The 26750-nt window shown below is 62.9% G+C and carries 15 protein-coding genes; all 15 read left to right on the top strand.

Annotated elements, in window-relative coordinates:
* Nucleotides 1-41: 41 nt before the first annotated feature.
* The 15 genes from EP30_RS04295 (at nucleotide 42) to EP30_RS04225 (ending at nucleotide 26719) form a co-directional block, all read left to right on the top strand.
* Nucleotides 42-4694, top strand: coding sequence for a PD-(D/E)XK nuclease family protein (locus EP30_RS04295; RefSeq protein ID WP_140556444.1), 4653 nt, complete (start codon nucleotides 42-44; stop codon nucleotides 4692-4694).
* A complete protein-coding gene (locus tag EP30_RS04290; RefSeq protein WP_140556441.1) occupies nucleotides 4694-8878 on the top strand; it encodes an ATP-dependent DNA helicase in 4185 nt (1394 codons plus the stop codon). The genes EP30_RS04295 and EP30_RS04290 overlap by 1 nt, the downstream gene beginning before the upstream one ends.
* 163 nt (nucleotides 8879-9041) lie before the next feature.
* Nucleotides 9042-10430: an MFS transporter gene (locus tag EP30_RS04285; protein WP_140556438.1), complete on the top strand. Its 1389-nt coding sequence runs from the start codon at nucleotides 9042-9044 to the stop codon at nucleotides 10428-10430.
* A 125-nt stretch (nucleotides 10431-10555) separates the two neighbouring features.
* Nucleotides 10556-11866: a nitrate/nitrite transporter gene (locus tag EP30_RS04280; protein WP_181160786.1), complete on the top strand. Its 1311-nt coding sequence runs from the start codon at nucleotides 10556-10558 to the stop codon at nucleotides 11864-11866.
* A gap of 107 nt (nucleotides 11867-11973) precedes the next feature.
* On the top strand, nucleotides 11974-12720 hold the full coding sequence (gene dapB, locus EP30_RS04275) for a 4-hydroxy-tetrahydrodipicolinate reductase (RefSeq protein WP_094662839.1): 747 nt from the start codon (nucleotides 11974-11976) through the stop codon (nucleotides 12718-12720).
* A 108-nt stretch (nucleotides 12721-12828) separates the two neighbouring features.
* Entirely contained in the window at nucleotides 12829-13743 is a 915-nt protein-coding gene (locus EP30_RS04270; protein WP_258185359.1) for an ADP-ribosylglycohydrolase family protein, read from the top strand.
* Between the two features lie 64 nt (nucleotides 13744-13807).
* Complete coding sequence (gene dapA / locus EP30_RS04265; protein ID WP_094662837.1) at nucleotides 13808-14713, top strand: 4-hydroxy-tetrahydrodipicolinate synthase; 906 nt, start codon at nucleotides 13808-13810, stop codon at nucleotides 14711-14713.
* Nucleotides 14714-14776: 63 nt separating this feature from the next.
* Nucleotides 14777-16585, top strand: coding sequence for a ribonuclease J (locus EP30_RS04260; RefSeq protein ID WP_140556433.1), 1809 nt, complete (start codon nucleotides 14777-14779; stop codon nucleotides 16583-16585).
* Between the two features lie 179 nt (nucleotides 16586-16764).
* The gene (pepN, locus tag EP30_RS04255; RefSeq protein ID WP_140556431.1) at nucleotides 16765-19362 is read left to right on the top strand and encodes an aminopeptidase N; all 2598 of its coding nucleotides are present in this window, start codon (nucleotides 16765-16767) and stop codon (nucleotides 19360-19362) included.
* A 19-nt stretch (nucleotides 19363-19381) separates the two neighbouring features.
* Entirely contained in the window at nucleotides 19382-21106 is a 1725-nt protein-coding gene (locus tag EP30_RS04250) for a PucR family transcriptional regulator (protein ID WP_140556428.1), read from the top strand.
* A 338-nt stretch (nucleotides 21107-21444) separates the two neighbouring features.
* Nucleotides 21445-22389, top strand: a complete 945-nt coding sequence (locus tag EP30_RS04245; protein WP_094662829.1) for an ABC transporter permease — start codon at nucleotides 21445-21447, stop codon at nucleotides 22387-22389.
* Nucleotides 22390-22403: 14 nt separating this feature from the next.
* Nucleotides 22404-23294 carry an ABC transporter permease gene (locus tag EP30_RS04240; RefSeq protein ID WP_181160785.1) on the top strand — a complete coding sequence of 297 codons (891 nt, stop codon included), beginning with the start codon at nucleotides 22404-22406 and terminating at the stop codon, nucleotides 23292-23294.
* A 1-nt stretch (nucleotide 23295) separates the two neighbouring features.
* Nucleotides 23296-24228: an ABC transporter ATP-binding protein gene (locus tag EP30_RS04235; protein ID WP_140556423.1), complete on the top strand. Its 933-nt coding sequence runs from the start codon at nucleotides 23296-23298 to the stop codon at nucleotides 24226-24228.
* A gap of 2 nt (nucleotides 24229-24230) precedes the next feature.
* Nucleotides 24231-25175, top strand: a complete 945-nt coding sequence (locus EP30_RS04230; RefSeq protein ID WP_158216829.1) for an ABC transporter ATP-binding protein — start codon at nucleotides 24231-24233, stop codon at nucleotides 25173-25175.
* On the top strand, nucleotides 25172-26719 hold the full coding sequence (locus EP30_RS04225) for an ABC transporter substrate-binding protein (protein WP_181160784.1): 1548 nt from the start codon (nucleotides 25172-25174) through the stop codon (nucleotides 26717-26719). The genes EP30_RS04230 and EP30_RS04225 overlap by 4 nt, the downstream gene beginning before the upstream one ends.
* The last annotated feature ends 31 nt before the right edge of the window (nucleotides 26720-26750 follow it).

Here is a 26750-nt window from a genome sequence, read left to right as displayed (position 1 = left end):
GAAAATCGCCACCCATGCCCTACGAGGATAGGATGGGTGGCATGACGAAACAACGTACGCCATACGAGGCAATGACGATCGACCAGGCGTTTGCGCAGGCCCAGCACCTGCTGGAGGGGAGGGCTCTTCCCTACGGAACGGGGGACTCCGAGGATGCCCGGCTCACCCGCACCATGCTGGTGGCCGGTCCGCCGCGTTCGGGTAAAACGACGTTTGCGCTGAAAGTGCTCTATGGCGGCAGGCCGGGAACCGCGGACAAAACCGCCTACGATGAGGCGACGCCGACAGGTGCCGTGATGATCGTATCCAACCGCGTCATCGCCGATGAGCTGAGCCTACAGGTGATTCGTGACGTAGGTCAGACCGCTCTTGCCCGACCGGTGACCACGCTCGCGGCGCTGGCATTCCGCATCATCTCGGCCATGCGCAGCCGCGAAGGGCTTCCCGGGCCGAAACTGCTTAATGGCGCCGAACAGGATGCCATTCTCCGTTCCGTACTGGCCTCGCATGTGGCCCATGTGCGGGCGGGCGACCAATGCGACACCTGCCGACTGCTCGCCACGTATTTCGCGTCCACGAATTGGACCGGGCTGGTGTCCGCGTCCGACGCGGCGAATCCGGATGCATCGGTGGGCAACGACAACGCCGGTTTCGCAGCCGGCGAACCGCGCAATGCCTCTACCGATGAACTGTTCGAACGCGGCATCAGCGACGTGTTCATCAATCAGCTTCGTGACATGCTCGCCCGCATGAACGAACTCGGCGCATCCTCCTCCAAGGAGGACGCCATCATCGCCACGCTGGCCGACGCCACAGGCGAATCCGGTCTCCGCGGCGAACGACTGGCTACACAATGGAGGGTCGCGTTCGCTCTGCGACGCGAATACATCCAGAAGATCAACGATCTCTACCCGCATGAATATCGATTGGACGCATCACGCCTGCTGGTCGAAGGCACCGAAGCCGTGCGGCAGGCGATACGCGAGGCGTTGCCGACTGATGACGCGGCCATTCCCCGTGTGGTGATCGTCGACGACGTACAAGACGTGACACTTGCCGGCATGGCGTTCCTGCAGGCGATCGAACAGGCGGGAAGCACGCTGTTTCTGATTGGCAATCCCGACGAGGCGGTGCAGGGCTTCCGCGGATCGTACCCGGAGTTCCTGTTCTTCCGTGCCACGGAACAGCCGTTGGACACCATCGTCGACGATGATTCCGGTGATGATTCCACCGTCGCTACAACCATGGTGAACGACCGTAATCTAGGACGTCTTGGCGCGTTCGCGGTACAGCTGATTCCCGACGCCAACGCATCGGTGAATCATGGGGAAGTCCGGGGGAATGGCAAGGCGGCTGACGACGCCGCTGACACCGACGACAATGTATGGACCTCGCCGGACTCATGCTCCTACTCGTATCGTGACCTGGTCGCCGCGCGGACATCGCTGGGCATTCTGTCTCTGGAGCCGACATCGGTGCCTCTTGCCGATCGCTTGGGCAAGATGCCGCAATGGCCGGGTGCCGCGCCGATCACGTCGCTTGCGTTTCCCGCCGATGCAATACCGGCCGTATCCGCCGACGGCAGCGTGCGCGCCGCGATCTATCACAGTACCGGCGAGGAACTCGACGATGTGGTGTGGCATATCCAGCACGCCCACACGGTCGGCCATACCTCTTGGAACGATATGGCCGTGATCGCCCACGACAACAACACCGTGCGCGCATTCGGCGAACGGCTGCGCCGCGAAGGCGTGTCGGTGCGCTACTCGTCGGTGACGAAACCCCTCAAGGAGGAGCCGTTCGTCCAGGGACTGTTCGCCATCATCGAACTGGCCTTGCTGCGGGAACAGGGCATCGACGGCACGTCGATGAACGCCCGCGCTCTCGCCGCATTCGTGCGTTCCCGCATGCGTATGCTGCTGCGAAGCCCGCTGGTCAGCGTGATGACGGCAGGATCCGCACACCCGTTGCGCGTATCCGCGATCGATTCCGCCATGAATGCGTTGGAATCATTGGCGCGTGTGATCGCCCAGCCCGATCATGACGATACGGCGGACGCTGCGACGGCAGGCGATTCGACGACGATGGATCGAGCGCTTCTGCACACGATCATGGATGACTGGTATGCGTTGCGCGACCGACTGCGTCACGACGACGCTGCTATCAGCGTGGACGATTCCCTGATGGGACAGGGGTCGTCGGCCGACACCGCATCCATGGGATTCGGCGTCGACGCCATGAATCTGCTGCTCGCCGCTGGCGGGGCTCCCGCCGAACGGATGATGCAGGCGATCCACAAGGTGCTTGGCTCCCGCTTCGCCGTGGAATCCGATGAATCTGGCACCGCATCACGGCAGCGAATCTGGACCGATCCGGAAGCCGCCGCATTCGAACGCGCATGGACGATGATCGACACCGTGGCGGGTAGACTCTCTGCCATGCCGTTGCGCGAAGCCAGATACGTGCTGTGGGAGGCATGGCAGGCGGCCGGCGTGGCCGAACGATGGCAGCGTCAGGCGTTGCGTGACGACGCCGATGGCCGCTCCGCGGACGATCGGCTCGACACCGCCATGCGTCTGTTCCAGTTCGCCGAATCCACCGGAGCCCAGCATGATGTGACCGCGTTCGTGGAACAGGTACGCGGCATGGAACTCGAAGCGGACTCCCTCGCACATGTGCGACCGTTGGAGGATGCGGTGACGCTCACCACACCGGCCGGTGCCATCGGGCATAGCTGGCCGCTGGTGTGGATGCCCGCCATTCAGCAGGGAACATGGCCGAATCTGGCCGCACGCAACACCATGTTCGGGGCCGATGATCTGGCCGACGTGATGCTGCACGGCAAGCTTGCCTCGTCGATCGCCCAAAGCGGATCCGGCGATGTGCCGTCAGCGCGTTCCGAACGGGTGACGTCGGTGCTGTACGGCGAGAAGCGGAGTTTCCTCGTGGCGCTGACCAGAGCCGAATCACAGGTGCAGGTGAGCGCGGTGTCGGATGACGATCATGTGCCGTCGGACTTCCTGTATGGGCTTATGCCCGAACTGTTCGTACGTGAGGATTCCGATGACGAGACCCGACCGTTCACCCGATACACCGAGGTGGGCGAGGAGGAACGATTCCACGGTCTGGAGCTCAGTGTGCGCGGCATCGTGACCGAGGCCAGAGCCATCCTCGCCGCGGGGAAGGATGCCGTGGGCGATGAGGCCTTCCGTGATGCCGCGGACACCTTGCGGTATCTGAGCGCGCAGGGGGTCGCATACGCGGATCCGAAGAACTGGCCGTTCGTGTATGCCGATTCGGCTTCGTCCGATACCGCCGATCTGCCGGATGACACCGCGGTCTTTGACATCGAAGCCGTGCCCGATGGATTGTCGGCCAAGAAACGCAACAGCATCGACGAACAAATGGCAGCGGGCGGGAGCGGAACCACGGCACCCGTGGTGAGGCTGTCTCCGTCGGCGGTTGACGGCATTTGGAACTGTCCGGTGTGCTGGCTGATGGACAACCAGTTCGTGGGGCCGCGTCCTTCGAGTGTGGCCACCGGATTCGGCACCATCATCCATGCCGTGGCCGAACGTGCCAGCGCCGAAGGGCTGGACATGCCGGATAATCAGCCGGGAGCGACCTCGGAGGAGAAAATCGCCGCGATCATCGGCCGCATGCTCGATATCTACGCCGAACTGCGCGTGGATCCCGAGGATATCCCCACCGTGGCCGAACGATACGACGCCATGGTCAAGGATCGTTCCGCCGGCACGCTGCTGCATCACATCGCCGAATACTTTGTGAACAGCGCCACGGCCGTAGGCGGAAAGGGCTCGTCCGGAGACGACACGTACGGGCGTCAGGGAAAGACACCGCCGCCCGTGCTGGTCGGCACCCTTGAATCCGCAACCTGTGAGAAGCCGTTCCTCGCCCGATTCGATCTGGATTGGATCCTGACCGCGTACAATGCCATGCCGGACGTGACGCCGATCAGCCGTGATGATCTCTACGGCATACTCGGCGCGCTGGTCGGTGGATGGCCGGAAGGCATGCAACCGGACCTGCAGGTGTGCATCTCGGGCCGTATGGATCGCGAGGAGACTCGTGTGATGGCCGACGGCACCCGTCAGCTGCGTCTCATCGACTACAAGACCGGAAAGTCGCGGAACGCCAAACAGAACTTCAGTGACCTGCAGCTGGTGTGCTACCAGCTGGGGGAGCAGTTCGACGAACAGTTGATGGCCGCAAGGGACGCCACGGCCGGGAACGGAGAGCCTCGCAAGCTTCCCGAGATTCCTCCCATTGGCCAGTCCGGGCTGTTCTTCGTCAAGGACAAGCCGGCGCCTTCGTATAGTCGCGTGGCCGAGTCCTGCTATCAGCCGGCCCTGTTCCGCGACGGGCATATTAACAAAGAGTTCGAGCCGCGTTCCTACGCGGCGTCCATCGACAAACTGTTCGACGAGCCCGTCCTGCCGACCGTACCGCCGGAAGGCGTCAGTGAGACCGCATGGCAGAGTCTGCTCGACCGTCGTGGCACACAGACCATCTGGGCGTTGACCATGATCGCTCGCGTGCTGTACGCGGCCGGAGCCGTGCAGTCGACGCGACTGCTGGCCGATCCCGATGATCAACATGTCAAATACTGCTGGCACAAGGACGCATGTCCCGCCTGTGCCGATGACATCACATCCGTATTGGAGGTCCGATAATGACGGCGACAGACGAACAGGCGGCGGTCATCAACGCCCCGGTGAACGACGACATCCTGGTGGTGGCCGGAGCCGGCTCGGGCAAGACCTATACGATGACGAACCGCATCATCGCACTGATCGAACGTGGCGTGCCGGCCGAACGCATCCTCGGCCTCACCTTCACACGCAAGGCGGCGTCCGAACTGCTGGACCGAGTGTCCGGAGCCGTGACCAAGGCCATGCACGCCGATGCGGACCACGGGGCCGATCCCGACAGGGCGTTCCTCAAACCGGAGATCTACACCTACGACGCCTTCTTCCAGTCGATCGTGCGGCAGTATGGACTGCTGGTCGGCATGGATCAGAACACGCAGCCGCTGAGTGAGGCCGGTGCCTACCAGCTGGCCTCTGACGTTGTCGGCAAGCATATGGCATTGCTGTTCGCCAGTTCGACCTCCGACGACGGGATGGACGACACCGGTGTTCCCAACGTTGACGGGGATGATTCCCCGGACATGGGACAGTTCTCCGTGCTGACCACACGACTCATGGACCTGTCGCACGCCATTGCGAACTCCATGATCGGCGGTGATGTGCCGACCTTCCATGACGCCGTGGAACGTATTCGCGCTTGGGACACCGCGTTCATCGACCGGCTGAACACACTCATTGGCACGGAAACTATTCCCGAAAAGGATCCGAGCGCTAAGCGGCCGCCGAAACGCAAAAAGTCCGAAAGCGTCGCCGACTATGCTCTTCGGCTCAGCGGGTATGAGCATGAGTGTGCCCTGTATCGTGCCAATGCGCTGCGTGATGTCACCCGCCGCCGTGAACTGCTGCTTACGCTGGCCGAGGAATTCCAGAATGCCAAGCGCCGTGCCGGCATGGCGGAGTTCAGCGATTTCACCATCGCCGCATTCCAGCTCATCCAGCGTTTTCCCTCGATCGGCGAGGAATACCGTCGTCGCTACTCCCATGTGTTCCTGGACGAATACCAAGACACCTCCACCACGCAGGCGACGCTGCTCGCCGCGCTGTTCCATACGAACGCGAAGACCGGTGCGGGGACGGCGTCGGGAACATCCGTTGCCCATACCGCCGTTAACGCGGTGGGTGACCCGTTCCAGTCGATCTACGCATGGCGTGGTGCCAGTCCCGGCGCGTTCCGTATGTTCCAGCACGATTTCGGCATGGACGCCTCCCGCGACAATGCGGATGCCCCGTATCGTCCATATGCGTTGACACGCACCCACCGTAATCCACGCATCGTGCTGGAGGCCGCCAATGATCTGACTTTGCCGCTGCGTCGTGCGCAGCGTCGTCCGAGCAGCTCGCTGATGCGCGAAGTGGATGTGGATGTCCTCAAGCCCTGGGTCAGCTCCGATGGCAAGCTCTCTCCACTGGGCACCGTCGGCGTGCAAGGCTATGTCACACGCGGCCAGGAGATTGACGCGACGGTTCGGTTCGCCCGCAAGGCCAAGGAACTGTACGGCGTGGACGAGCATGGTAAGCCGGTCAACGGCACACATGTGGCCGTACTGTTCCGTTCCAAGAGCATGATCTCCGCTTACCGTGAAGCGCTCGAACAGGCGGGGCTCACCTGCGAGGTGGTGGGCTACTCCGCGCTGCTGGATCGTCCGGAGATCAAGGATCTGCTCGCTCTGCTGCATGCGGTGGCCGATCACACCAATACCGGTGCATTGATGCGACTGATGGCGACACCCCGTTTCGCCATCGGAGCCGACGATCTCAGGATCGCCGCGAAACTCGCCGACAACGCGAACCTCGAATACCGGTATAGGGCGCTGGCCACCGCGGGGTTCGCCGCTGGAGATGAGCCGCGACGCGAGTGGAAGGGCATCGTCAACCAGCATCGCGATATCGTGCCCAATGGCGTGTTCCTTGCCGATCTTCTCCTGTCCTCGAATTTCGCCCATCAGCTTGATGACACGAAAGTTTCCAAACGCGGCAAGCGTCTGCTGCTGGATGTCGCGGCCATGCTGCGCGTCATGGAATCCCACATGCATCTGCCGTTGCCCGACGTGCTGCGCACCGCCGTGGAACAACTTGGCCTTGATATCGACTGCGTAGTGGCGCAGGCGATCGCCGGTCATGACGGCGGTCATGCGCCTACGGCGGCGCGTGCGCCGATGGACGCCATTGCGGACCTGTCCGACACGTATCTGCAGGAGCTTCCGGAGAATTCGGCGCCTTCGCTGAGGGGATTCATCACGTGGGTCGACGCGTTGAGCAAAGTCCCGGAAACCGGTGGCGGGCAAAGTTCCGGCAAGGCCGACGTGACGTTGATGACCATCCATCAGGCCAAGGGTCTCCAATGGGATGCCGTGGTCGTGGCCGGTTTGACGGCAAAGGGATTTCCCAGCAGTCAGGGCGATTCGCTGAGCGTCAGTATCGAGCAGTACGGCATCGTGGGTGCCGATGGCCGGTGGGCGCCGCCGGAATATCGGGAGACCGCCCGTACCTGGCTGACCGACCAGACCGCGGTACCTGTGCCGGTTCGCGTGGACTCCGCCATTCTGCCGCGGTTCCCGCATGACGCCGACGTGGACGGCGACCCGATCGCGCAGCTCGATGCTCTTGACACCGTGGAACGCGTGGACCAGGAGGTATATGCGCCGGGCAAGAACGTTCCGGTGGAGGATCCCGCCGATGATGCTGATGACGGGTTCCTCAGCCAAAGCGAGGAGTACGGACGGCGGTTGCACGCCGACGAGCGTCGGCTCATGTACGTGGCACTCACACGAGCCAAGCGTGCCGCGTTACTCACGTTCAGCGCGGATCGGAACAATCTGTCTCGTATGACGGCGACCCTTTCGCCGGATGATCTGGCAGATGAGGACGACTCGGCGGATGATCTGCCGGATGATGCCGTGAACGATTCGTCGGACATCACACTGCCCCGTGCCGACAAGGCCGCCAGCGATATCGTCGACACAATCTTTGGCATGCTGGAGAAAAACGCGTCGAACTTCTGGATGGAGGTGCACGAGGCGCTTGTCGGACGATCGGATGCCGTCGGCTCGCCGACGAATCTTCCTAACAGGATCATCATGCCGGACGGCAGAGTACGCTTCTCCTACGGTTTCTTCGCAGGTGATCATGCCGAGGAATACGAGAATGCCGTGGTTGGCGAGGCATGGCTGGATCCGGTCGAGCAGACCGAACACGAGCTCGTGCCGTGGCCGCGCCCATTGGCGGAGCCCGTGGCCAAGACCGTCATGAGTAGCGTGCACGCGGTGTATGCGAAGAAGACGGACACGGCGAATATGACGGATTCCACCAAGAATGCGGTACCTCGGACTCTGCTCGATTACGCGAAAGAGATAATGTCAGGCCATACCGCATCGATGACCGATCATGACCGCATCGATGACCTCGAAAAGCAGGGCAAACGCATCCTTGCCTTCGGCCGTCAAAATGTGACCGCCATTCAGAAGCGCATGACGCTCCTGAACGATGACGCGACTGCCGGCACCGATAGCGTCGACGGCAAGAAACGCCGGTCTCATGATGACGAACGCTACCGGATGTGGGCTGGCATCATTCGCCCGATTCCCCGCAGCTCCTCACCGGCCGCCGAAGCCGGCACGCAATTCCACAACTGGGCCGCACGGTTCATCTGCCCGCAGGGCGACGGCATGATGCAGACCGCCGAATCGATCGCCATGCTGCCGCAGGATGTACGTGAATCCATGATCGCCGAGGTGAGGGAACGGGATCAGGCGCTCGCCAATGGCACTCTGGATGCGCGTGACCGTCATCTGCTCGTCTGGCAGCATCGTCTGATTGACTCCCGATGGGCGAAACGCAACGCGGTATGCGTGGAACAGTCGATCGTCGCGGACCTTGATGGGCAGGTCGTCGACGGCAAACTCGACGCCGTGTTTGCGGGCGGGCTCGACGATCCGACTGATACGAGCCGATTCACCGTCGTCGACTGGAAGACCGGACGCAAACCGACCGACACGCAGGGCATCCAGGAGAAACTTGCCCAACTTGACCTGTATCGGTTACTGTGGTCCCGCATCAGGGGAGTGCCGTTGGAGCGCATTGACGCCACGTTGTACTACCTCAGTGTCGACGACGAATCGGAGCGCGAACTGCACGCCCAGCCGAAGGACGAAGACGAGATCATATCCCTCATACTGCAGGGAATGCCCACGCCATCCGACAATGATTGACGCACACATGCCGCGGAAGCCAAGCCGCCCGGCATCGGTTTTCATGGAGTCCTGACAGGATCCCCACGAGAACGCCGGAACCCTTGCTCATCGGATTGCCCGTATGAGAGTCGGCCGGTCCGATGATGACCAGCCAATACCAAGAGTTCCATGAGGTTGACCAATGACGAAGTTACAGTCCGAAACGTCACAGGTACCCGATCAGAAGGATCCGGCCGCGGGAGGAACGTCTGGCTCCTACCGCCATGCCTCCCCCTACGCGCTGATCTTCCGCACCCCGGGCGCCAAGGCGTTTTGCGCCGCGGCGGCCGTGGCTCGCATGCCCATTTCCATGATGGGGCTGGGCATCGTGCTGGCGCTGAACCATCTGTACGACAACTGGACCGTAGCCGGCACCATGAGCGCGGTGTATGTGCTGTCGGCGGCCGTGGTCACGCCGTTCTACGCCCGCATGTTCGACCGGTTCGGCCAGCTCAAGGTGGGACGGGTGGCCCTCGCCGTGCAGGTGGTGGCCATGCTGTCCTTCGCGCTGGGTGCGCTGCTGCGCATCCCACTGGCCGTCCTGTTCGTGCTGGCCGTGCTCACGGGCATCACGCAGTTCGCATTCGGCGCGCTCGTCCGCACCCGCTGGGCATGGGCGTTGCGCGGACAGCAGGACGACACGTTGCTCAACGCCGCCTACGCCTTTGAATCCGCGATTGACGAGACGGTGTTCATCCTCGGCCCGATCATGGCCGCGTTCCTTGCCACCAGCGTGCACCCGGTCTCCCAGCTGGTGTTCCCGGCATTGTGTGCACTGATCGGCGGCAGTGTATTCTTCTCGCTCAAGTCCACGCAGCCGCCCGTCATCACGGTCACGCCGGTGGAGGCCAATGCCGGTGGCAGCGTGATCGGGGAGGGCGGCAACGTGCGTGCCGGTGAATCCTCCAGAAAGATCAACGCCATGAGTGCGCGGCGACACGTCAAAAGCGCACTCCTGTACCCGGGCGTGGCGCTGCTGGTGCTCGTGTTCATCGCGTTCAACACGAGCTTCTCCGCGTTCGATGTGTCGGTGACGGCCATGACCAAGGCGATGGGCGTGGAGAAGCTCGTGGGACTGCAGCTGGCCATGTTCGCCCTCGGCTCCCTGGTCGGCGCGCTGGTATTCGGATCGATCAAGCTCAAGGGGTCGCATTGGAGCCACATGGTGGTGTTGCTTGCCATCCTGTCGGTCTGGTACATCGGATTCCGCTTGTTCACCGGCAATCTGATCGCGCTGGGCGTGGTCGAGGTGCTGGCCGGACTATTCGTGGCCCCCACGTTCGCAACCGGCAACCTGCTGATCAAGGAGATCGTGCCTGAGGAGTCGTTGACCGAAGGACTGTCGTGGCTGGCCACGGGCAACTCCCTTGGTGTTTCGCTGGGCAGTTCCATCGGCGGCGTGGTGCTCGACTCCATGGGCGTACCCGCCGGCATGACGCTGCCGTTCGTCGCCACCGCGTGCGCGGTTCCGCTGGCCGCGCTGGCATGGGGTCTGGCCCGTCGCCGACGTCGTGCCACGATGATCGCCTGATACGATCCGGCAATCTGGCCAGCTTCCAACGGCCCCGTGGGCAAAACCGGCACGATATGACGGCACGGCGATATCATGTGCGAGTGAGCGAGAGTGAACATACGACACGCTCGACCGGGCGGTCCGTGCAAGAGAAGACGCAGACACAACAGCCAACACAGTCTCCGCGGTTGGGCGGCGGACAGGCATATGCGATGTGGGCGGTGGCCATGGCCGGCTACATCTTCGCCGTCACTTGCCGATCATCCCTGTCGGCCACGGGCATCGAGGCGGCCCATCATTTCAACACGACCAGCACGGCGCTGTCGATGTTCCTGTATCTGCAGCTGTTCGTCTACGCGATCATGCAGATACCGGCCGGTGTGCTGCTCGACCGGTTCGGCGCGCGCAAGCTCATCGCCACCGGAGGCCTGTTCATGGCCGTCGGTCAGGCGATGATGGCCGTCGCGCCAGTGACCGCGCTTGCGATTGTCGGGCGCGGCATCGTGGGCATGGGCGATGCGATGACGTTCATTTCGGTGATTCGTCTGGTGTCCGCATGGTTCCCGTTCCGTCAGGTGCCATTGATGAACCAGATCACGTCCATGCTCGGCGGTATGGGGCAGATCATCTCCATCTATCCGTTCGTCTGGCTGCTTGGCCTGACGAACTGGCAGGTCGCGTTCCTGTCATTGACCGGTGTGGGTGTGTGCATCGCCTCCGCGGTGCTGATGGGGGTCCGTGACGATCCGAACCAGACCGGCCGTCATCACGAACGTCCGCAGGGGGGATTGCGCGCGGCGCTGAATGGACTGCGTGCGGCGCTGAAGACCCCAGGCACGTTCTGCGGATTCTGGGTGCACGCCACCACCTGGTTCTCCATCAACATGATGAACCAACTGTGGGGATTCCCGTTCCTGCTCGCCGTGGAACACTATTCGCGCGCTCAGGCCAGCGCGTATCTGGCGATTGGCATGGTGATCAACGTGGCATGGGCGTTCATCATGGGCCGGGTGGCGGGTCTCCATCCCATTCACGGACGCGCGGCGATCGTCTACACTACCGTGGGCGCGCAGATGATCTGCTGGACGATCCTGCTGCTGACCCCGGGTCCGCATCCCACCTGGTTCATGGTGTTGCTGTTGCTGGCCATGTCCAGCGGCGGTCCGGCGTCGAACATCGCATTCGATTTCGCGCGTGACACCAACAGCCCCGCCAATCTCGGCGCGGCGACCGGCTTCGCCAATACGGGCGGATTCCTGTCGTCGGCGATCGTGTTCCTCGGCGTCGGTCTGCTGCTCGACGCGCAGGGCGCCACCAACCCGAACCTGTACACCGATCATGCGATGCGCATGGCCGTGCTCATCCAATACCCGCTGTGGATTCTCGGACTGACCGCGTTCACGATCATGCTGCCGAAGACGATACGGATTCTGCGCGCACGGTTCGACCGGTGACTGGGTGACGGTTCGACCGGTGATGATAGACACATATATACAGAACAAACCAACTGGAGCACATCAAACACGCTGGTAGACAGCATCACGATGCAAAGGAGATATCGATGATCAAGGTTTCCGTGATCGGTGCCAAGGGCCGTATGGGCGGCAATGTGGTCAACGCCGTCACTCAGGCGGACGACACCGAACTGGCGCTGGCGCTCGACGCCGGCGACGATCTGACGCAGGTGAACCCGGACAACACCGACGTGGCCGTGGAGTTCACCGTGCCGTCCGTGTCGCTGGACAACGTGCTCGCGCTGATCGGTCAGGGCGTGGACGTGGTGGTGGGCACCACCGGCTGGACCGACGAGAAGCTCGATCAGGTTCGTGCCGCACTCGCCGCCGCTCCGCGCAAGGACCAGGCCGTGTTCATCGCGCCGAACTTCGCCATCTCCGCCGTGCTGGCCGACTACTTCGCCGGTCTGGCCGCCCGATACTTCGAATCCGCGGAGGTCGTGGAGCTGCATCATCCGAACAAGGTGGATGCCCCCAGCGGCACCGCCATCCACACCGCGCACACCATCGCCGACGCCCGCCGCGCCGCGGGACTCGGCCCCATGCCCGACGCCACCGAAACCGACGGCGGCTCGCGCGGCCAGGTGATCGACGGCGTCCACGTGCACGCGGTGCGTCTGCGCGGCCTGAACGCGCATGAGGAGGTGCTGCTGGGCAACGCCGGAGAACAGCTCACCATCCGCGCCGACAGCTTCGACCGCGGCTCCTTCATGCCGGGCGTGCTGCTCGCCGTGCGCAGCGTGTCCGCGCACCCCGGTTTGACCATCGGCCTTGACAAGTTCCTTGATCTGTAAATCAGGCAGAACATCATCCGCCGTTGCGACGGTTGCGCCGGATGCGTCGGATACGGCAGATACGCCGGATGCGGCGGGTACGATACGTACGGTTATGGAGGTTTCACAATGCTGAATGATGTGATGGCGGCGACGCTCAGGGCGGCCGTATATGGGCAGGCGGTTGGTGACGCGCTCGGCGTGCCGTACGAGTTCAATCCGCGGGACACCTTCCGCTGCGTCGACATGATCGGCCACGGCACGCACGACCAGCCCGCCGGCACATGGTCCGACGACACCGCGATGATGCTCGGCACGCTGGATTCGCTCGCCGACAACAACGGCACGGTGAACGTCGACGACATGCGTGGCAGGTTCGTCGCGTGGGCGCGCAACGGCGAGTATACGCCCGACGGCAAGGTGTTCGACATCGGCCGCACGACCAGCTATGCCCTGGCCAGCGGCAAAGGACGGGACGGCGAGCGCGACAACGGCAACGGCAGTCTGATGCGCATCATCCCGCTTGCGTTCGTCGACTGCTCCGATGATGACATCCGTGCGGTGAGTGCGATCACGCATGCGCATGAGATCAGCACGAGTGCGTGTGTGCGTTTCATTCACGCCGCGCGTCTGCTGATCGCGGAGTCGCCCGCCTGGCTGGCTTCCACATCCGACGGCGATGCCGATGATGACAGTGATATTCGGGATCGCCGTGCTGCGGCGATCGACAGGGCCTGGGCCATCGCCGAGGTGCCGGATCCGCATGTCACATCGCGTAGTGAGGTTCGTTCCAGCGGATTTGTGCTGGCCACGCTCGGAGCCGCGTTCTGGTGTCTGACGACGACCGACTGCTATGCGGACTGTGTGCGCGAGGCGGTGAATCTGGGTAGTGACACCGATACCACTGCCGCGGTGGCCGGAGCGTTGGCGGGCATCGTCTACGGGTACGACGCCAATCCATGGACCGGCGTGATGCGTGGCACCGATCTGCTCGATCGTCTGATCGACAAGGCGGCTGCCGCGTTCCCCGCCGCAACTGAGTAGACCACGTCTGCGTATTGTGGACATCGTCCTGTCCGAGTCCACAATCCGAAGTACGGTAAGCGATATGAGTGACGGTACAATGCATCTTCTCGACCCTGCCCCGTTCGGGCGTATCCTTCCCGCTATGGTCACGCCGATGACCGCGGATGGCAATGTGGATTATGAGGCCGCTCAGGCTTTGGCCAGTCATCTGGTCGCCGACGGCGCCGATGGTCTGGTGGTCAACGGCACGACCGGCGAATCGCCGGTGACCCACATGGATGAAAAGGTCGCGTTGGTGAAGGCCGTCAAGGAGGTCGTGGACGTGCCGGTGATCTCCGGTGCGGGTTCCAACGACACCGCGCACACCGTGCGTATGGTGGAGCAGACCCAGGAGGCTGGCGCGGACGCCGTGCTCGTCGTCATGCCGTATTATTCGCGTCCGAGTCAGGAAGGCATCGTCGGTCATTACAAGGCCGTCGATGAGGTCGCCGAGAAGCCGATCATCGTGTACGACGTGCCGGGTCGTACCGGACTGAAGGTGTCCATCGAAACGTATGATCGTCTCGCCGAACTCGAGCATGTCAAGGCCGTCAAGGACGCCACCGGTGATCTCGCCGCGGCCGTGGAGAAGCAGCAACGCACCGGTCTGGCATGGTATTCCGGTGATGACGGTCTGTTCCTGCCGTTCCTGTCCATCGGCGCAGTCGGCATCATCTCGGTGATCGCGCATGTGGCCAGCAATCCCATGCGCCGTCTCGTCGAGGCGTTCGACGAGGGTGACATCGCCACCGCACGCCGTCTCGCCAACCAGCTGGCACCGCTGGTGCACTCCCTGAACGGTGACGGCTATCAGGCAGTGATGGCCAAGGCCGCCTGCAAGGTCAGGGGATACATTCCCGACACCACCATGCGTCTGCCGAACATCGGCCCCAACGCCGCACAGATCGCCAAGGCCGAGGAGGGCATGCGCGCTGCCGGTCTGCTCTGAGCGGACCAACCAAGCGTCGCTCCCGTATAGGCGGGGGCAAGAAACAAACGGAAAAACAAGAGAATGGTCAAAGAAACAAACACCAATAATTCCAACACCGCCAAGAAGCGCGGCGGATCCCGCAGGAGCGGTGGATCCCGTCGCGGCCGCAGGCCCGCCCAGCAGTCCAGGGGCCAGCGTCAGGAGCTGATCGCACCGCCGAAGTACCGCAAGGGATCCATGCGCATCGTGCCGCTGGGTGGCCTTGGCGAGATCGGCCGCAACATGAACGTGATCGAATACAACGGTCACCTGCTGCTCATCGACTGCGGTGTGCTCTTCCCCGAGGAGGAGCAGCCGGGCGTCGATCTGATCCTGCCTGATTTCAGCTACATCAAGGACCGTCTCGACAAGGTCGAGGCGCTGGTGCTTACGCACGGCCACGAGGATCACATCGGCGGCGTGCCCTACCTGCTCAAGCTCCGTCCCGACATCCCGTTGATCGGCTCCAAGCTCACGCTCGGCTTCGTGGACGCCAAGTGCAAGGAGCATCATCTCAACCCCACCAAGGTGGAGGTCGAGGGACGTGATCGTCTCAAGGTCGGTCCGTTCAACCTCGAGTTCGTCACCGTGACCCACTCCATCCCCGACGCGCTCGCCGTGTTCGTCAAGACCCCGGCCGGCAGCCTCATCGACACGGGCGACATCAAGCTCGACCAGCTGCCGCTCGACCACCGCATCACCGATCTGGTGGAGTTCGGCCGTCTGGGCGAGCAGGGCGTGGACCTGCTCATGATGGATTCCACCAACGCCGAGGTTCCGGGCTTCGTCAAGCCGGAGACGTCCATCGGCCCGGCACTCGACCGCGTGTTCGCCGAAGCCAAGCGCAAGATCATCGTCGCCAGCTTCTCCAGCCATGTGCACCGCGTGCAGCAGGTGGTCGACGCCGCGCACAAGTACGGGCGCAAGGTGGTGTTCGTGGGCCGTTCGATGGTACGCAACATGGGCATCGCCTCCGATCTGGGCTACCTGCACATCCCCGAGAACACCGTCATCGACATGAAGCAGGCCGAGGACGTGCAGGACGACAAGCTCGTCTTCATGTGCACCGGATCCCAGGGTGAGCCGATGGCCGCGCTCGGCCGTATCGCCGACGGCAACCACCCGTACATCAAGGTCAACGAGTTCGACACCGTGATCCTGGCCAGCTCCCTGATTCCGGGCAACGAGCATGGCGTGTACAAGGTGATCAACAAGCTTGTGCAGATGGGCGCCCGCGTGGTGAACCGCGACAACGCCGCCGTGCACGTGTCGGGTCACTGCAATGAGGGCGAGCTGCTGTACATGTACAACATCGTCAAGCCCAAGTGCGCCATGCCGATCCACGGTGAGAACCGCCACCTCGTGGCCAACGGCCTGATAGCCGTGAAGACCGGCGTCGACCCGCAGAGCGTGGTGCTGGCCGAGGACGGCGACGTGGTGGATCTCTACCACGGTCAGGCCGCCATCGTCGGCTCCGTGCCGTGCAACTACGTGTACGTGGACGGCGACTCGGTCGGCGAGCTCACCGACGAGGAGCTCGAGAAGCGTCGCATCCTCGGCACCGAGGGCTTCGTCTCCAGCTTCGTCGTGGTCGACACCGAGACCAGCGAAGTGGTCAACGGCCCGAAGATCTACCTCAACGCCGTTGCCGAGGACGAAAGCGAATTCCGTCAGGTGCAGTCGCAGATCGTGCAGAACCTCGAGGACGCCATGATGCAGGGCACCAAGAGTACCCACCAGCTGCAGCAGATCATGCGCCGCACGCTGGGTAACTGGGTGGCGCGCAAACTGCACCGCCGTCCGATGATCGTGCCCGTCGTGGCCGACATCGCGCAGGACGTGGAAGAGTAGTCGCGCCAACGATTCAGGCTCCCCTCGCATGAGGGGGGCCTACGCATATCCGTGCATATCCGCACCACGTACCAACACCAACACGTACGCCGTACCGGTACACGCCCATGGCGGGCGCGGCCATCGGTCGGCATCAACGACAACGAACAGGCAGAACCGCGAACAAGGAAGGGGAAACCATGCCGGGAGCCAATCTCACCAGAATCGAAGCCGAGGAACGCGCGGGAATCGTCTCGCACGCGGCATACACGGTGGAACTCGACCTGACGAAGGGCGCAAAGACCTTCGTCTCGAACACCACCGTCACCTTCGACGCCAAACCGGGGGAGTCGACCTACCTTGATCTGATCGCCGACTCCGTGGAATCCATCACGCTCAACGGCGTTGCACTCGACGCCACGGCATACGCCGACTCCCGCGTGGCGCTCGCCGGTCTGGCCGAGCACAACACGGTCGAGGTCAGTGCGCTGTGCCGCTACTCCACCACCGGCGAGGGACTGCACCGCAGCGTGGACCCCTCCGACGGCAACGTGTACCTGTACACGCAGTTCGAAGTCCCGGACGCCCGCCGCATGTACGCCGTATTCGACCAACCCGACATCAAGGCCACGTTCGACTTCACCGTGACCGCACCCAAGTCGTGGGACGTCATCTCCATCGGTACCGTGGCATCCGTCGAGGACTTGGACCAGACGACCGAACCCGGTACGCTCGGCGACAAGACCGCCGAAACCGCACGCCGCTGGACATTCGCCACCACGCCCACGATGAGCTCCTACCTGACGGCCCTCGTGGCCGGTCCGTACGCCAGCTGGCACACCGACTACGCGAACGAGGACGGCCGCACCGTGCCCATGGGCATCTACTGCCGTCAGGCGCTCAAGGACGCCATGGCCAAGGACGTGGACTACCTGTTCGACATCACCAAGAAGGGCTTCGCGTTCTACAACGACCAGTGGGGAGTGCCCTACCCGTACGCCAAGTACGACCAGCTGTTCGTCCCCGAATACAACGCCGGCGCCATGGAGAACATCGGCACCGTGACGATCCGCGACTCCTACGTGTTCGAATCCAAGGTGACCGACGCGCTGGCCAACCGCCGCGTGGAGACCATCCTGCACGAGCTCGCCCACATGTGGTTCGGCGACTTGGTCACGATGAAGTGGTGGAACGACCTGTGGCTCAACGAATCGTTCGCCGAATTCATGTCCACGCTCGCCACCGCCGAAGCCACCGACTGGTCGAACGACTGGGCCACGTTCTGCGCCGGCGAGAAGAGCTGGGCCCTGCGTCAGGACCAGCTGCCCACCACGCATCCGATCGTCGCTCCCATCAACGATCTCAACGACACGTACGTGAACTTCGACGGCATCACCTACGCCAAGGGCGCGTCCGTGCTCAAGCAGCTCGTGTTCTACGTGGGCCGTGATCGCTTCTTCCAGGGCATCCACAACTACCTGACCGCCCACTCGTACGGCAACGCCACGCTGGCCGACCTGCTCGACGAACTCGAACAGACCAGCGGCCGCGACCTGAAGGCATGGAGCCGTCAGTGGCTCGAATCCGCCGGCATCAACACCATCGCCACCGAACTGGAGACCGCCGCCGACGATACGATCACCAGGCTCGCACTGCGTCAAAGTGCCCCGGTCGATCATAACGTGCTGCGCGTGCACCGTCTCGCCGTCGGCTTCTACGACGTGGACGAGAACGGTGCGGTCACCCGGACCAAGCGCTTCGAACTCGACGTGGACGGCGAACTGACCGAGGTGGCCGACGCCGTGGGACTCAAGCGTCCGGCGTTCATCCTGGTGAACGACGACGACCTCACCTACACCAAGCTGCGTCTCGACAGCGTCTCGCTCGACTTCGCCCTGAAGAATCTCCACCGCTTCTCCGACGCGCTCACCCGCGCCGTGGTGTGGCTGAGCCTGTGGGACATGACCCGCGACGGCGAACTGCCCGCCGAGGACTTCATCGCCGTGAGCCTCAAGGCGCTCGCCAGCGAAACCGAATCCACCACCTTCCGCTACGCGATCGCGCAGATCAGCACCACCGCGCACCACTACGTGGCCTCCGCCCGCCGCGCCGCCGTGCTCGAGGACGTGTCCAGGAACCTGTGGACCCTGACGCTTGACGCCAAGGCCGGGTCCGACAACCAGTTCCAGCTGCTCAAGGCCTACCTCGGTTACGGTCACGACAGCGAATTCGAAGCACACGTGCGCGGCCTGCTCGACGGCACGCTCACGCTGCCGGGCCTCGACATCGACAACAACCTGCGCTGGTCGCTGATCCACGCGCTCGCCGACCAGGGTCTGATCGACGTCGCCGACATCGACGCCGAGCTCGCCCGCCGCGACACCACGGAGAACCGTGAGTTCGCCGTGGGTGCCAAGGCCGCGATCAACACCGCTGAGGCCAAGCGTTGGGCATGGGATCAGGCCCTGCACAACGACGAGCTGACCAACTCGCAGATGGAATCCGTGGCCTACGCCTTCTCCGGCACCGACAGCCGCGAGCTCGCCGACCCGTACGTCGACGAATACTTCACCGTGATCGACTGGGTGTGGAAGAACAAAACCTACCACATGGCGGAAACGCTGCTCAACGGCCTGTACCCGGGCTATGCCGATCCGGCCTCGCTGGTATCCGCCGGCGACGCCTGGCTCGCCGATCACGAGGACGCCGATCGTGCCCTGCGCCGTCTGGTGCTCGAGAACCTCGCCGGTTCCAAGCGCACCCTCGCCGTGAATCGGTACAACGAATCCCTGCAGTAGTCCGCAGCCTGCAACCGATATGACCGCCGAATCATCATCCTCGAAGCGTGACCCGTCATCCGACGGCGTTACGCTTCGTCGTCTGCTCGCCGACCCGGAACTGGGGCTGGTTCTGACCTGCCCCGGTGAGTCGGGTGCGCTCGACCGGCCCATATCGTGGGTGCATCCCGCGGAGATCGCCGACATTGCCATGTGGAGCGAGCCCGGCGAGGTGCTGCTTACCACCGGCACGAACTTTCCCACGGAACCTATGGACGCCGCCGATGATCACGCTCTGCTGGTTGCCGCGCGCAAGGCGGTGGGATTGCCGGCCCGCTTCACCGACGAGCGGGAGGCCTATCGGCAGTGGTGCGACTGCTATGTGTCTCAGCTGGTGCAGGCGGGCGTGCTCGCCATCGGGTTCGGCGTAGGGGTCAAGCACCCGTCCGCGCCGGCCGCCCTGCTCGATGCGGCCGCCCGCGGCGGTCTGCCGATGTTCGACGTACCGCTGAGGATCCCGTTCCTTGCCGTCGTCAAAACCGTCTCGAAGGCCATCGCCGACCGGCATGACGAGACCATGCGACGGTCCCTGCTCATGCAACGGCAGATGCTCAAATCCGCATCCGGCGAGGACCCGCTGCACGGCGTGATCTCCACCATGGCCAGACTGCTCGGCGGGTGGGCCGCCTACGTCGACGCCGATGGCACGGTGGTTGACATCTCTAACCGCACCTTCGGCAAACAAGCCCAGGATTGGGCCATGCGATTGGCCGCCAAGGCCGCCCAGTCCCAAGCCAATCCGGCGTTGACCACCGTGTTTGGCGTGCAGAATGGGCATAGCTGCTGCGCCTGCGTGGTACGCGATCCGTCCGCATCCTCCGGCGGTTCGGTCGGTGGTTCGATGGCGGGCTCCGGTGCGGCGATTGGCGGGCGTGGCGGCGTGCTCACCGGCATCATGGTGGCCAGCGCACCCCGGAATGCGCGGACCGACGTGCAGTTGCGTTCGCTGACCATGGCCGCCGCCGACGTGCTGTCGGTCGTGGTGCCGCGACTGCAGTCGTCCGGCAGACGCATCGGCCGTCTGCGTACCGCGATGTTCGCCGCGTTCGCCGATGGGCAGGGCGAGACGTTGCTGCCGATGGCGGGGGAGCTGTGGCATGCCGTACCGCGGCCGCCGTTGCGATTAATCTGTGTGGACGGCGATGACGTAGTGGATCGCCTGTACGAGGTGATGGATTCCGGAGGAATCATTCCTGAATCCGGTGCCGCGGTGTTCGGCGTGTACGATCGGCGTCTATGGCTGATCGTCGGTGACGACGATGCGTCGGAGGTGCTGGGCGCGTTGTGCATGCGCGACGACTGCGACTGCGGGTCAGTCATCTGCCCCTCATGGCGTGCGCTGAAGGACGGGTTTGCGTCGGCCGTTCAGGACATGTACCGTATCCGGCTTAATGGCGAAGGGCGTGAGTTTGCCGATATCTCCGCCCACGAGCTGATTCATGCTGAACTGGCTGTGGCGTATGCGTCCGAGTTGCTGGCACCGTTGCGACGGCTTCCCCGTCAGGAGTCGGATACGTTGATGGCCACCATCCGCGAACTGTTCGCCGTCTCGTTCAACGTGGGGGCCGCCGCCAAGGCGCTCGGCGTGCATCGGCACACCGTGGAGAATCGTCTGTCCAAGATCGAACGGGTCCTCGGACTGGATCTGAGGCAGGAGGCGTCGCGCGTACGCCTGTGGATCGCCTGCTCGTTCCTGCGCGGATAGTCCGCGCCGTCCGCGTAGTCGCCGTAGTCGTGCAATCATGAGGTCGTATGATCACGCCGTTCCGCGTCCTGTGTAAATTCCACGTTATGTTCTTCCTGCGGTCATGTGTGCCGTGTGTTACGGGATGGATGTCCCGCAGCCATTCCCATGGGTGTCATTTCGTTGCAAAATCAACGATTCGCCGATGATTCCGAATATTGCGACCCTATTGTTTCACGATGACGATGCTATGGATATCATGTCCAATTTGATGAAGAGTACTCACTGAACGTCCATTGTTTGACCCCCTCTCGTGAGGAACAATCCCTTACAGATGCCTATATGAGAGGAAGCAAGCCATGAGTGGATCGAAATGGTTATACATAGGGAAACGGCTGCTGCTGCTTATCCCCACCGTGTGGGGCTGTGCCACGCTCACCTTCTTCCTGCTGAAGCTCACCCCCGGTGATCCCGCCGTGCAGGCCCTCGGTCCCAAGGCCAGCAAGCAGGCGCTCGAGGCGCTACGCGAATCCTGGGGACTGAACGATCCGCTCTGGCAGCAGTATCTGCGGTTCCTCGGTGACCTGTGCACCGGCAATCTCGGCACCTCGTACTCCGCCAAGGCGCCGGTGGTCGAGCTCATCGCCACCCGACTGCCGGTCACACTGATCATCATGGTGCTGGCCGCGGTGTTCGCTGTGATCATCGCCCTGCCGTTGAGCGTCTGGGTGGCCACCAGCGGATCGCGCGTGGTGACCGAGTTCGTGCGCATACTCAACGCCGTGGCACAGGGCTGGCCCACATTCTTCCTCGGCGCGATCCTGCTACAGATCTTTGCCATCCAACTCGGATGGTTCCCCATCGGATCGGTGTCCGGCGGCGTCGACGTTGCCGCCCTCATCCTGCCGTCGTTCGCCGTGGCGGTGTCGATCGCGCCGATCATCATCCGCAGTCTCACCCAGTCGCTGCAGGACTCCGTGAACAGCGAATACGTGAACTTCGGCCGGGCCAAGGGATTAAGCGGCCGGGCGGTGCTGTTCAACTACGCGCTGCGCAACGGCTCCATCTCCGCGGTCTCCGTGCTCGGTATTCAGGTCGGATTCCTGGTGGGCGGCACGCTCGTGGTGGAGAATGTATTCGCCGTGCCCGGGCTTGGTCAGCTGCTTATGGACTCCGTGATGAAGCGCGACCTTCCCGTGGTGCAGACCCTCACCGTGGTGTTCGGCATCATCGTGGTGCTGGTCTATCTGATCACCGACCTCGTATACGGCGCCCTCGATCCGCGCGCCGCCAAGCGCGGATGAGAGAGGAGAACGACATGTCGGAAACCAAGATCCCCGTGGCACAGGCCAACAAGGATTACGCCAAGATCAAACTCACCGGATCCAAGCCGCGCAGCCGGAAACGCATCGGTGCGGAACTCGTCATCGGATGCGTGATGCTCAGTCTGATCGCGCTGCTCATCATCGCCGCACCATTGCTCACCCCGTATGACCCCACCCATCAGAGCCTGCGTGAGGCCATGCTCGGCTCGTCCTCCGCCCACCCGCTCGGCACCGACCAGTACGGTCGTGATATCTGGGCGCGACTGCTGTACGGCGGCCGCATCGATTTGTTCGTCGCCGTGATGGCCGTGTTCACCCCGCTGGTGATTGGCACGATTCTGGGAGCGATCGCAGGATACTTCGATGGCGCCGTTCCCACCGTGATCATGCGACTCGCCGATCTGGTCTCATCGTTCCCGTTCTACGTGCTGGTCATCGTGCTCGTATTCGTGCTCGGTAATGGCGGCATGTCCATCTTCATTGCCATCTCCGCCGTGTCATGGGTGCCGTACACGCGCATCAGCCGCGGTGAGACGCTGATCCTGCGCGACCGCGAGTTCATCGCCAGCTGCAAGGCGTCCGGCTTCACCGACGGCTGGGTGCTGTTCCGTCACGTGATCCCCAACATCGCATCGCAGGGCATCGTCTACGCCATGAGCGACATCGTCGTGAACCTTGGCATCATCGTCACCCTGAGCTACTTCGGACTCGGTATCGTGCCGCCCACCCCCGACTGGGGACAAATGATGAACGACGGTCAGCAGTTCCTCGCCGCCGGCGTCTACAGCCTTACCGTCATCCCCACCATCGTTATCATCCTGATCTCTCTGGCATTGTCGTTCATCGGCGACGGACTCGCCAACGTGCTGAAAGTGAGGCGCTGACATGACTGCGACTGACATGACCACATCCGGCAAGACCACACCGGACTACGAATACGCGCTTGAGATCGTCGATCTCACCATCGACGTGGACAAGCACGGCGAACGCGTCCCCGCGGTGAAAAACCTCACCATCCGCGTACGCCCCGGCGAATCCCATGGCCTCGTGGGCGAATCCGGATCCGGCAAGAGCCTGACATTGCGCGCCGTGATGGGGCTGTTCTCCAAGGGCGCACATTATCGTTCCGGAAGCATCAAGGTCTGCGGAAAGGAAGTGCTGGGACCGTCAGCGCCGAACTACGATCCCGTCATACGCGGCAAGGGCGTGTCCATGGTATTTCAGGAGCCGGCCGTGGCGTTGAATCCGATCATGAAGGTCGGCTGGCAGATCGTGGACGCACTGCGCGAACAGGAGCATCTCAGCCGTGCCGACGCCCGCGCCCGAGCCATTGAACTCATGGAAAGCGTCGGTATCACCAACCCCGAGGACCGATTCGACTCCTATCCGTTCGAACTGTCCGGCGGCATGCGCCAACGCGTGATGATTGCCGCCGCCATCGCATGCAAACCCAAGGTGTTGCTCTGCGACGAACCAACCACCGCGCTCGACGTGACCATCCAGCAGCAGATCCTCGACATCTTCCGGTCCATCGCTGACTCCGGCACCGCACTACTGTACGTGACGCACGATCTGGCCGTTGTCTCGCAACTATGCGGAACACTCAGTGTGATCTACCACGGACGGATCGTCGAAGAAGGCACCCTGCGCGACGTCTTCGACACGCCCAAGGATTCGTACACGCGGCAGTTGCTCAGCTCCACGCCGTACCTCAAGGGCGTCATGAAGGCCGCCAAGACCGGAGATGACAACGGGGGCGTCGACAACAGCGTCGACAACAGCGACGGCAACGCCGACAGCGGCCGGAAAGGAGCATGATCATGGCCACATGGAACGACATGATCGAAACGGCCGAAGCCAAGGCCGAACAGACAGGCAACGAAGGACGCATCGTCAACCCGTTCGGAGAATCATCCCAGCCGCAGCCCCACCAGACCAGACTGCTCGACGTACGCGGGCTGAACATCGAATTCGTCACCCGTCAGCACGGTCGCAAAACCCGGTTCACTGCGGTCAAGCACGCCGATCTGCACGTGGACCTCGGCGAGATCGTCGGACTCGTCGGCGAATCCGGATCTGGCAAGTCCACCATCTCCCGAGCCGTCGTCGGACTCAACGACAACTACACGGGAACCATCGAATTCGACGGACACGAACTTGGCCGCAAACGCACCCGCGAACAGTGGCGCGAGATCCAGATGGTCTTCCAGGATCCGTACGCCTCACTCGACCCGCGCCTGACCGTACGCAAGATGCTGCGCGAAGTAATCCTCTACCACAAGGTGGTCATGGTCACGCAGGCGGACGAATACTGTGAATACCTGATGAACCTGGTCGAGCTGCCCGTCGAAATGCTCGACGCCCTGCCGGCGGAAATGTCCGGCGGACAACGCCAACGAGTCGCCATCGCCCGCGCGCTCGCCGTACGCCCATGGCTGCTCATAGCCGACGAACCCACCGCCGCGCTCGACGTCTCCGTACAGGCGGGCATCATCAACCTGCTCATGGACCTCAACAAGCGGCTCGACCTGTCGATCCTGTTCATCTCGCACGACCTCAACATCGTGCGATCCATCTGCGAACGCACCTACGTGATCTACCACGGCGACCTCGTGGAGGAAGGCCCCACCGAACAGGTGTTCAGCCACCCCGCCAACGCCTACACACGGCGTCTGATCGACGCCATCCCCAAACTGTCCAGCGCATACGTGGAACGACTGGCGGCCGGAACGAACGATGTCGAACACGACGAGGAGCAGGCATGATGCGAATGATCCCGATGCTGAGCAAGGCGGCGGCCATGGTGCTCGCCGCCGTGATGATGATATCCGTATCCGCATGCGGATCCCATTCGACCGCGGCCGACACGCAGGACCTCGTCGTGGCGCGCTCGCTGGAAACCACCGACATGCTGCCCGCCACCGGCTACAGCAATGGCGATATCTGGGCGATCCAGCAGGTCTATCAGACGCTCACCCGCAACAAGGCCGACGGTTCCGGCGTAGAACCCGGACTCGCCGAATCATGGGACGAGTCCGCCGACCAGCTGTCGTGGACGTTCCACCTGCGGCACGGTGTGAAATTCCACAACGGCACCGAAATGACCTCCAAGGACGTGAAGTTCTCCATCGACTTCGCCCGAACCGCCCGCGACGACAAGCCGTGGCAGTTCCTGTTCGAGGCGATCAGCGGCGTGGACGTGATCGACGACTACACGGTGCGCATCGATCTGTCGGAGCCGTGGGCCCCGCTGCTCAGCGACCTGTCGATGTCTGCCATCTCGATCATGCCCGCCGACTTCGCCGGTATGAGCGAAACGGCGTTTCGATCCAACCCCATCGGCACCGGCCCATACAAGGTGGGCGAATGGAAGAAGGGCGACTACATCAAATTCGTCCGCAACAACGACTACTGGGAGAAGGGCAAGCCCAAACTCAACTCGGTGACCTTCAAATACGTGTCTGATGCCAACACGCGCAGCCAGATGGTGCAGTCCGGACAGGCGCAGATTGACGAATTCCCCACGGCCGTGTCCGTGTCGGCGCTCAACAAGACCAAGAACGTGCACGTGGCGTCGTTCCCCTCTACGTCGCTGATCTGGGTGAACCTCAACAACCGCAAGAAGCCACTCGATGACGTGCATGTACGCCGCGCGCTCGCCTACGCCATCGACAAGCAAGCCATCGTGCGCGCCGTGTACTACGGTCAGGCCGAGTCGGCGAATTCCATGCTGTCGAAGAACCTCATGGGATATTCCAAAGATGTGAAGGATCTGCGATACAGCATGGAGAAGGCGAAGGAGGAACTCGCCAAGTCGAACGCCCCCAAGCATTTCTCGCTGACGATTCAGGTGCAGTCCGGAGATCCGGAGAAGGCGATGCTCGCGCAGATCCTGCAGGAGTCGTGGAAGGACCTTGGCGTGGACGTGACGTTGCAGACGCTGGATTCCACCACCGTGTACTCCAACCGCACGTCCGGCGACTTCGACGTGGCCATGTTCGAGATGACCAACGACATCTCCGATCCCGACGAATGGATGCAGTACATGTTCTCGTCCAGTGCGAACGTGAATTCCGGGTACGCCAATCCGCAGGTGGACGATCTGATCAAGAAGGCGGCCGCCGATTCCGATCGCGACACCCGACTCAGGTACTACGCGCAGGTGCAGCAGATCATCGCCGACGATGCGCCGGAGATCCCGCTGGTGTACAAGCCGGGACTGTTTGCCGTCCGTGATCAGGTGAAGGACTTCTCCGTCACCACGTTGGGCGAGTACAAGCTCGCCGACACCACCATCGCGCAGGAATGAGAAGAGGGTTGATCGCATGGCGTGACGTGCG

Origin of the sequence: Bifidobacterium sp. UTCIF-39 (assembly GCF_006408715.1) — a bacterium.
GTDB lineage: Bacteria > Actinomycetota > Actinomycetes > Actinomycetales > Bifidobacteriaceae > Galliscardovia > Galliscardovia tissieri.
The sequence above is the reverse complement of the archived record's forward strand: the minus strand, read 5'-3'. Positions and strand labels throughout refer to the sequence as shown.

Bases quoted from the DNA above. Each gene is read 5' to 3' on its own strand.
- EP30_RS04295 (WP_140556444.1), top strand. From the start codon at position 42: ATGACGAAACAACGTACGCCATACGAGGCAATGACGATCGACCAGGCG.
- EP30_RS04290 (WP_140556441.1), top strand. From the start codon at position 4,694: ATGACGGCGACAGACGAACAGGCGGCGGTCATCAACGCCCCGGTGAAC.
- EP30_RS04285 (WP_140556438.1), top strand. From the start codon at position 9,042: ATGACGAAGTTACAGTCCGAAACGTCACAGGTACCCGATCAGAAGGAT.
- dapB (WP_094662839.1), top strand. From the start codon at position 11,974: ATGATCAAGGTTTCCGTGATCGGTGCCAAGGGCCGTATGGGCGGCAAT.
- EP30_RS04270 (WP_258185359.1), top strand. From the start codon at position 12,829: ATGCTGAATGATGTGATGGCGGCGACGCTCAGGGCGGCCGTATATGGG.
- dapA (WP_094662837.1), top strand. From the start codon at position 13,808: ATGAGTGACGGTACAATGCATCTTCTCGACCCTGCCCCGTTCGGGCGT.
- EP30_RS04260 (WP_140556433.1), top strand. From the start codon at position 14,777: ATGGTCAAAGAAACAAACACCAATAATTCCAACACCGCCAAGAAGCGC.
- pepN (WP_140556431.1), top strand. From the start codon at position 16,765: ATGCCGGGAGCCAATCTCACCAGAATCGAAGCCGAGGAACGCGCGGGA.
- EP30_RS04250 (WP_140556428.1), top strand. From the start codon at position 19,382: ATGACCGCCGAATCATCATCCTCGAAGCGTGACCCGTCATCCGACGGC.
- EP30_RS04245 (WP_094662829.1), top strand. From the start codon at position 21,445: ATGAGTGGATCGAAATGGTTATACATAGGGAAACGGCTGCTGCTGCTT.
- EP30_RS04240 (WP_181160785.1), top strand. From the start codon at position 22,404: ATGTCGGAAACCAAGATCCCCGTGGCACAGGCCAACAAGGATTACGCC.
- EP30_RS04235 (WP_140556423.1), top strand. From the start codon at position 23,296: ATGACTGCGACTGACATGACCACATCCGGCAAGACCACACCGGACTAC.
- EP30_RS04230 (WP_158216829.1), top strand. From the start codon at position 24,231: ATGGCCACATGGAACGACATGATCGAAACGGCCGAAGCCAAGGCCGAA.
- EP30_RS04225 (WP_181160784.1), top strand. From the start codon at position 25,172: ATGATGCGAATGATCCCGATGCTGAGCAAGGCGGCGGCCATGGTGCTC.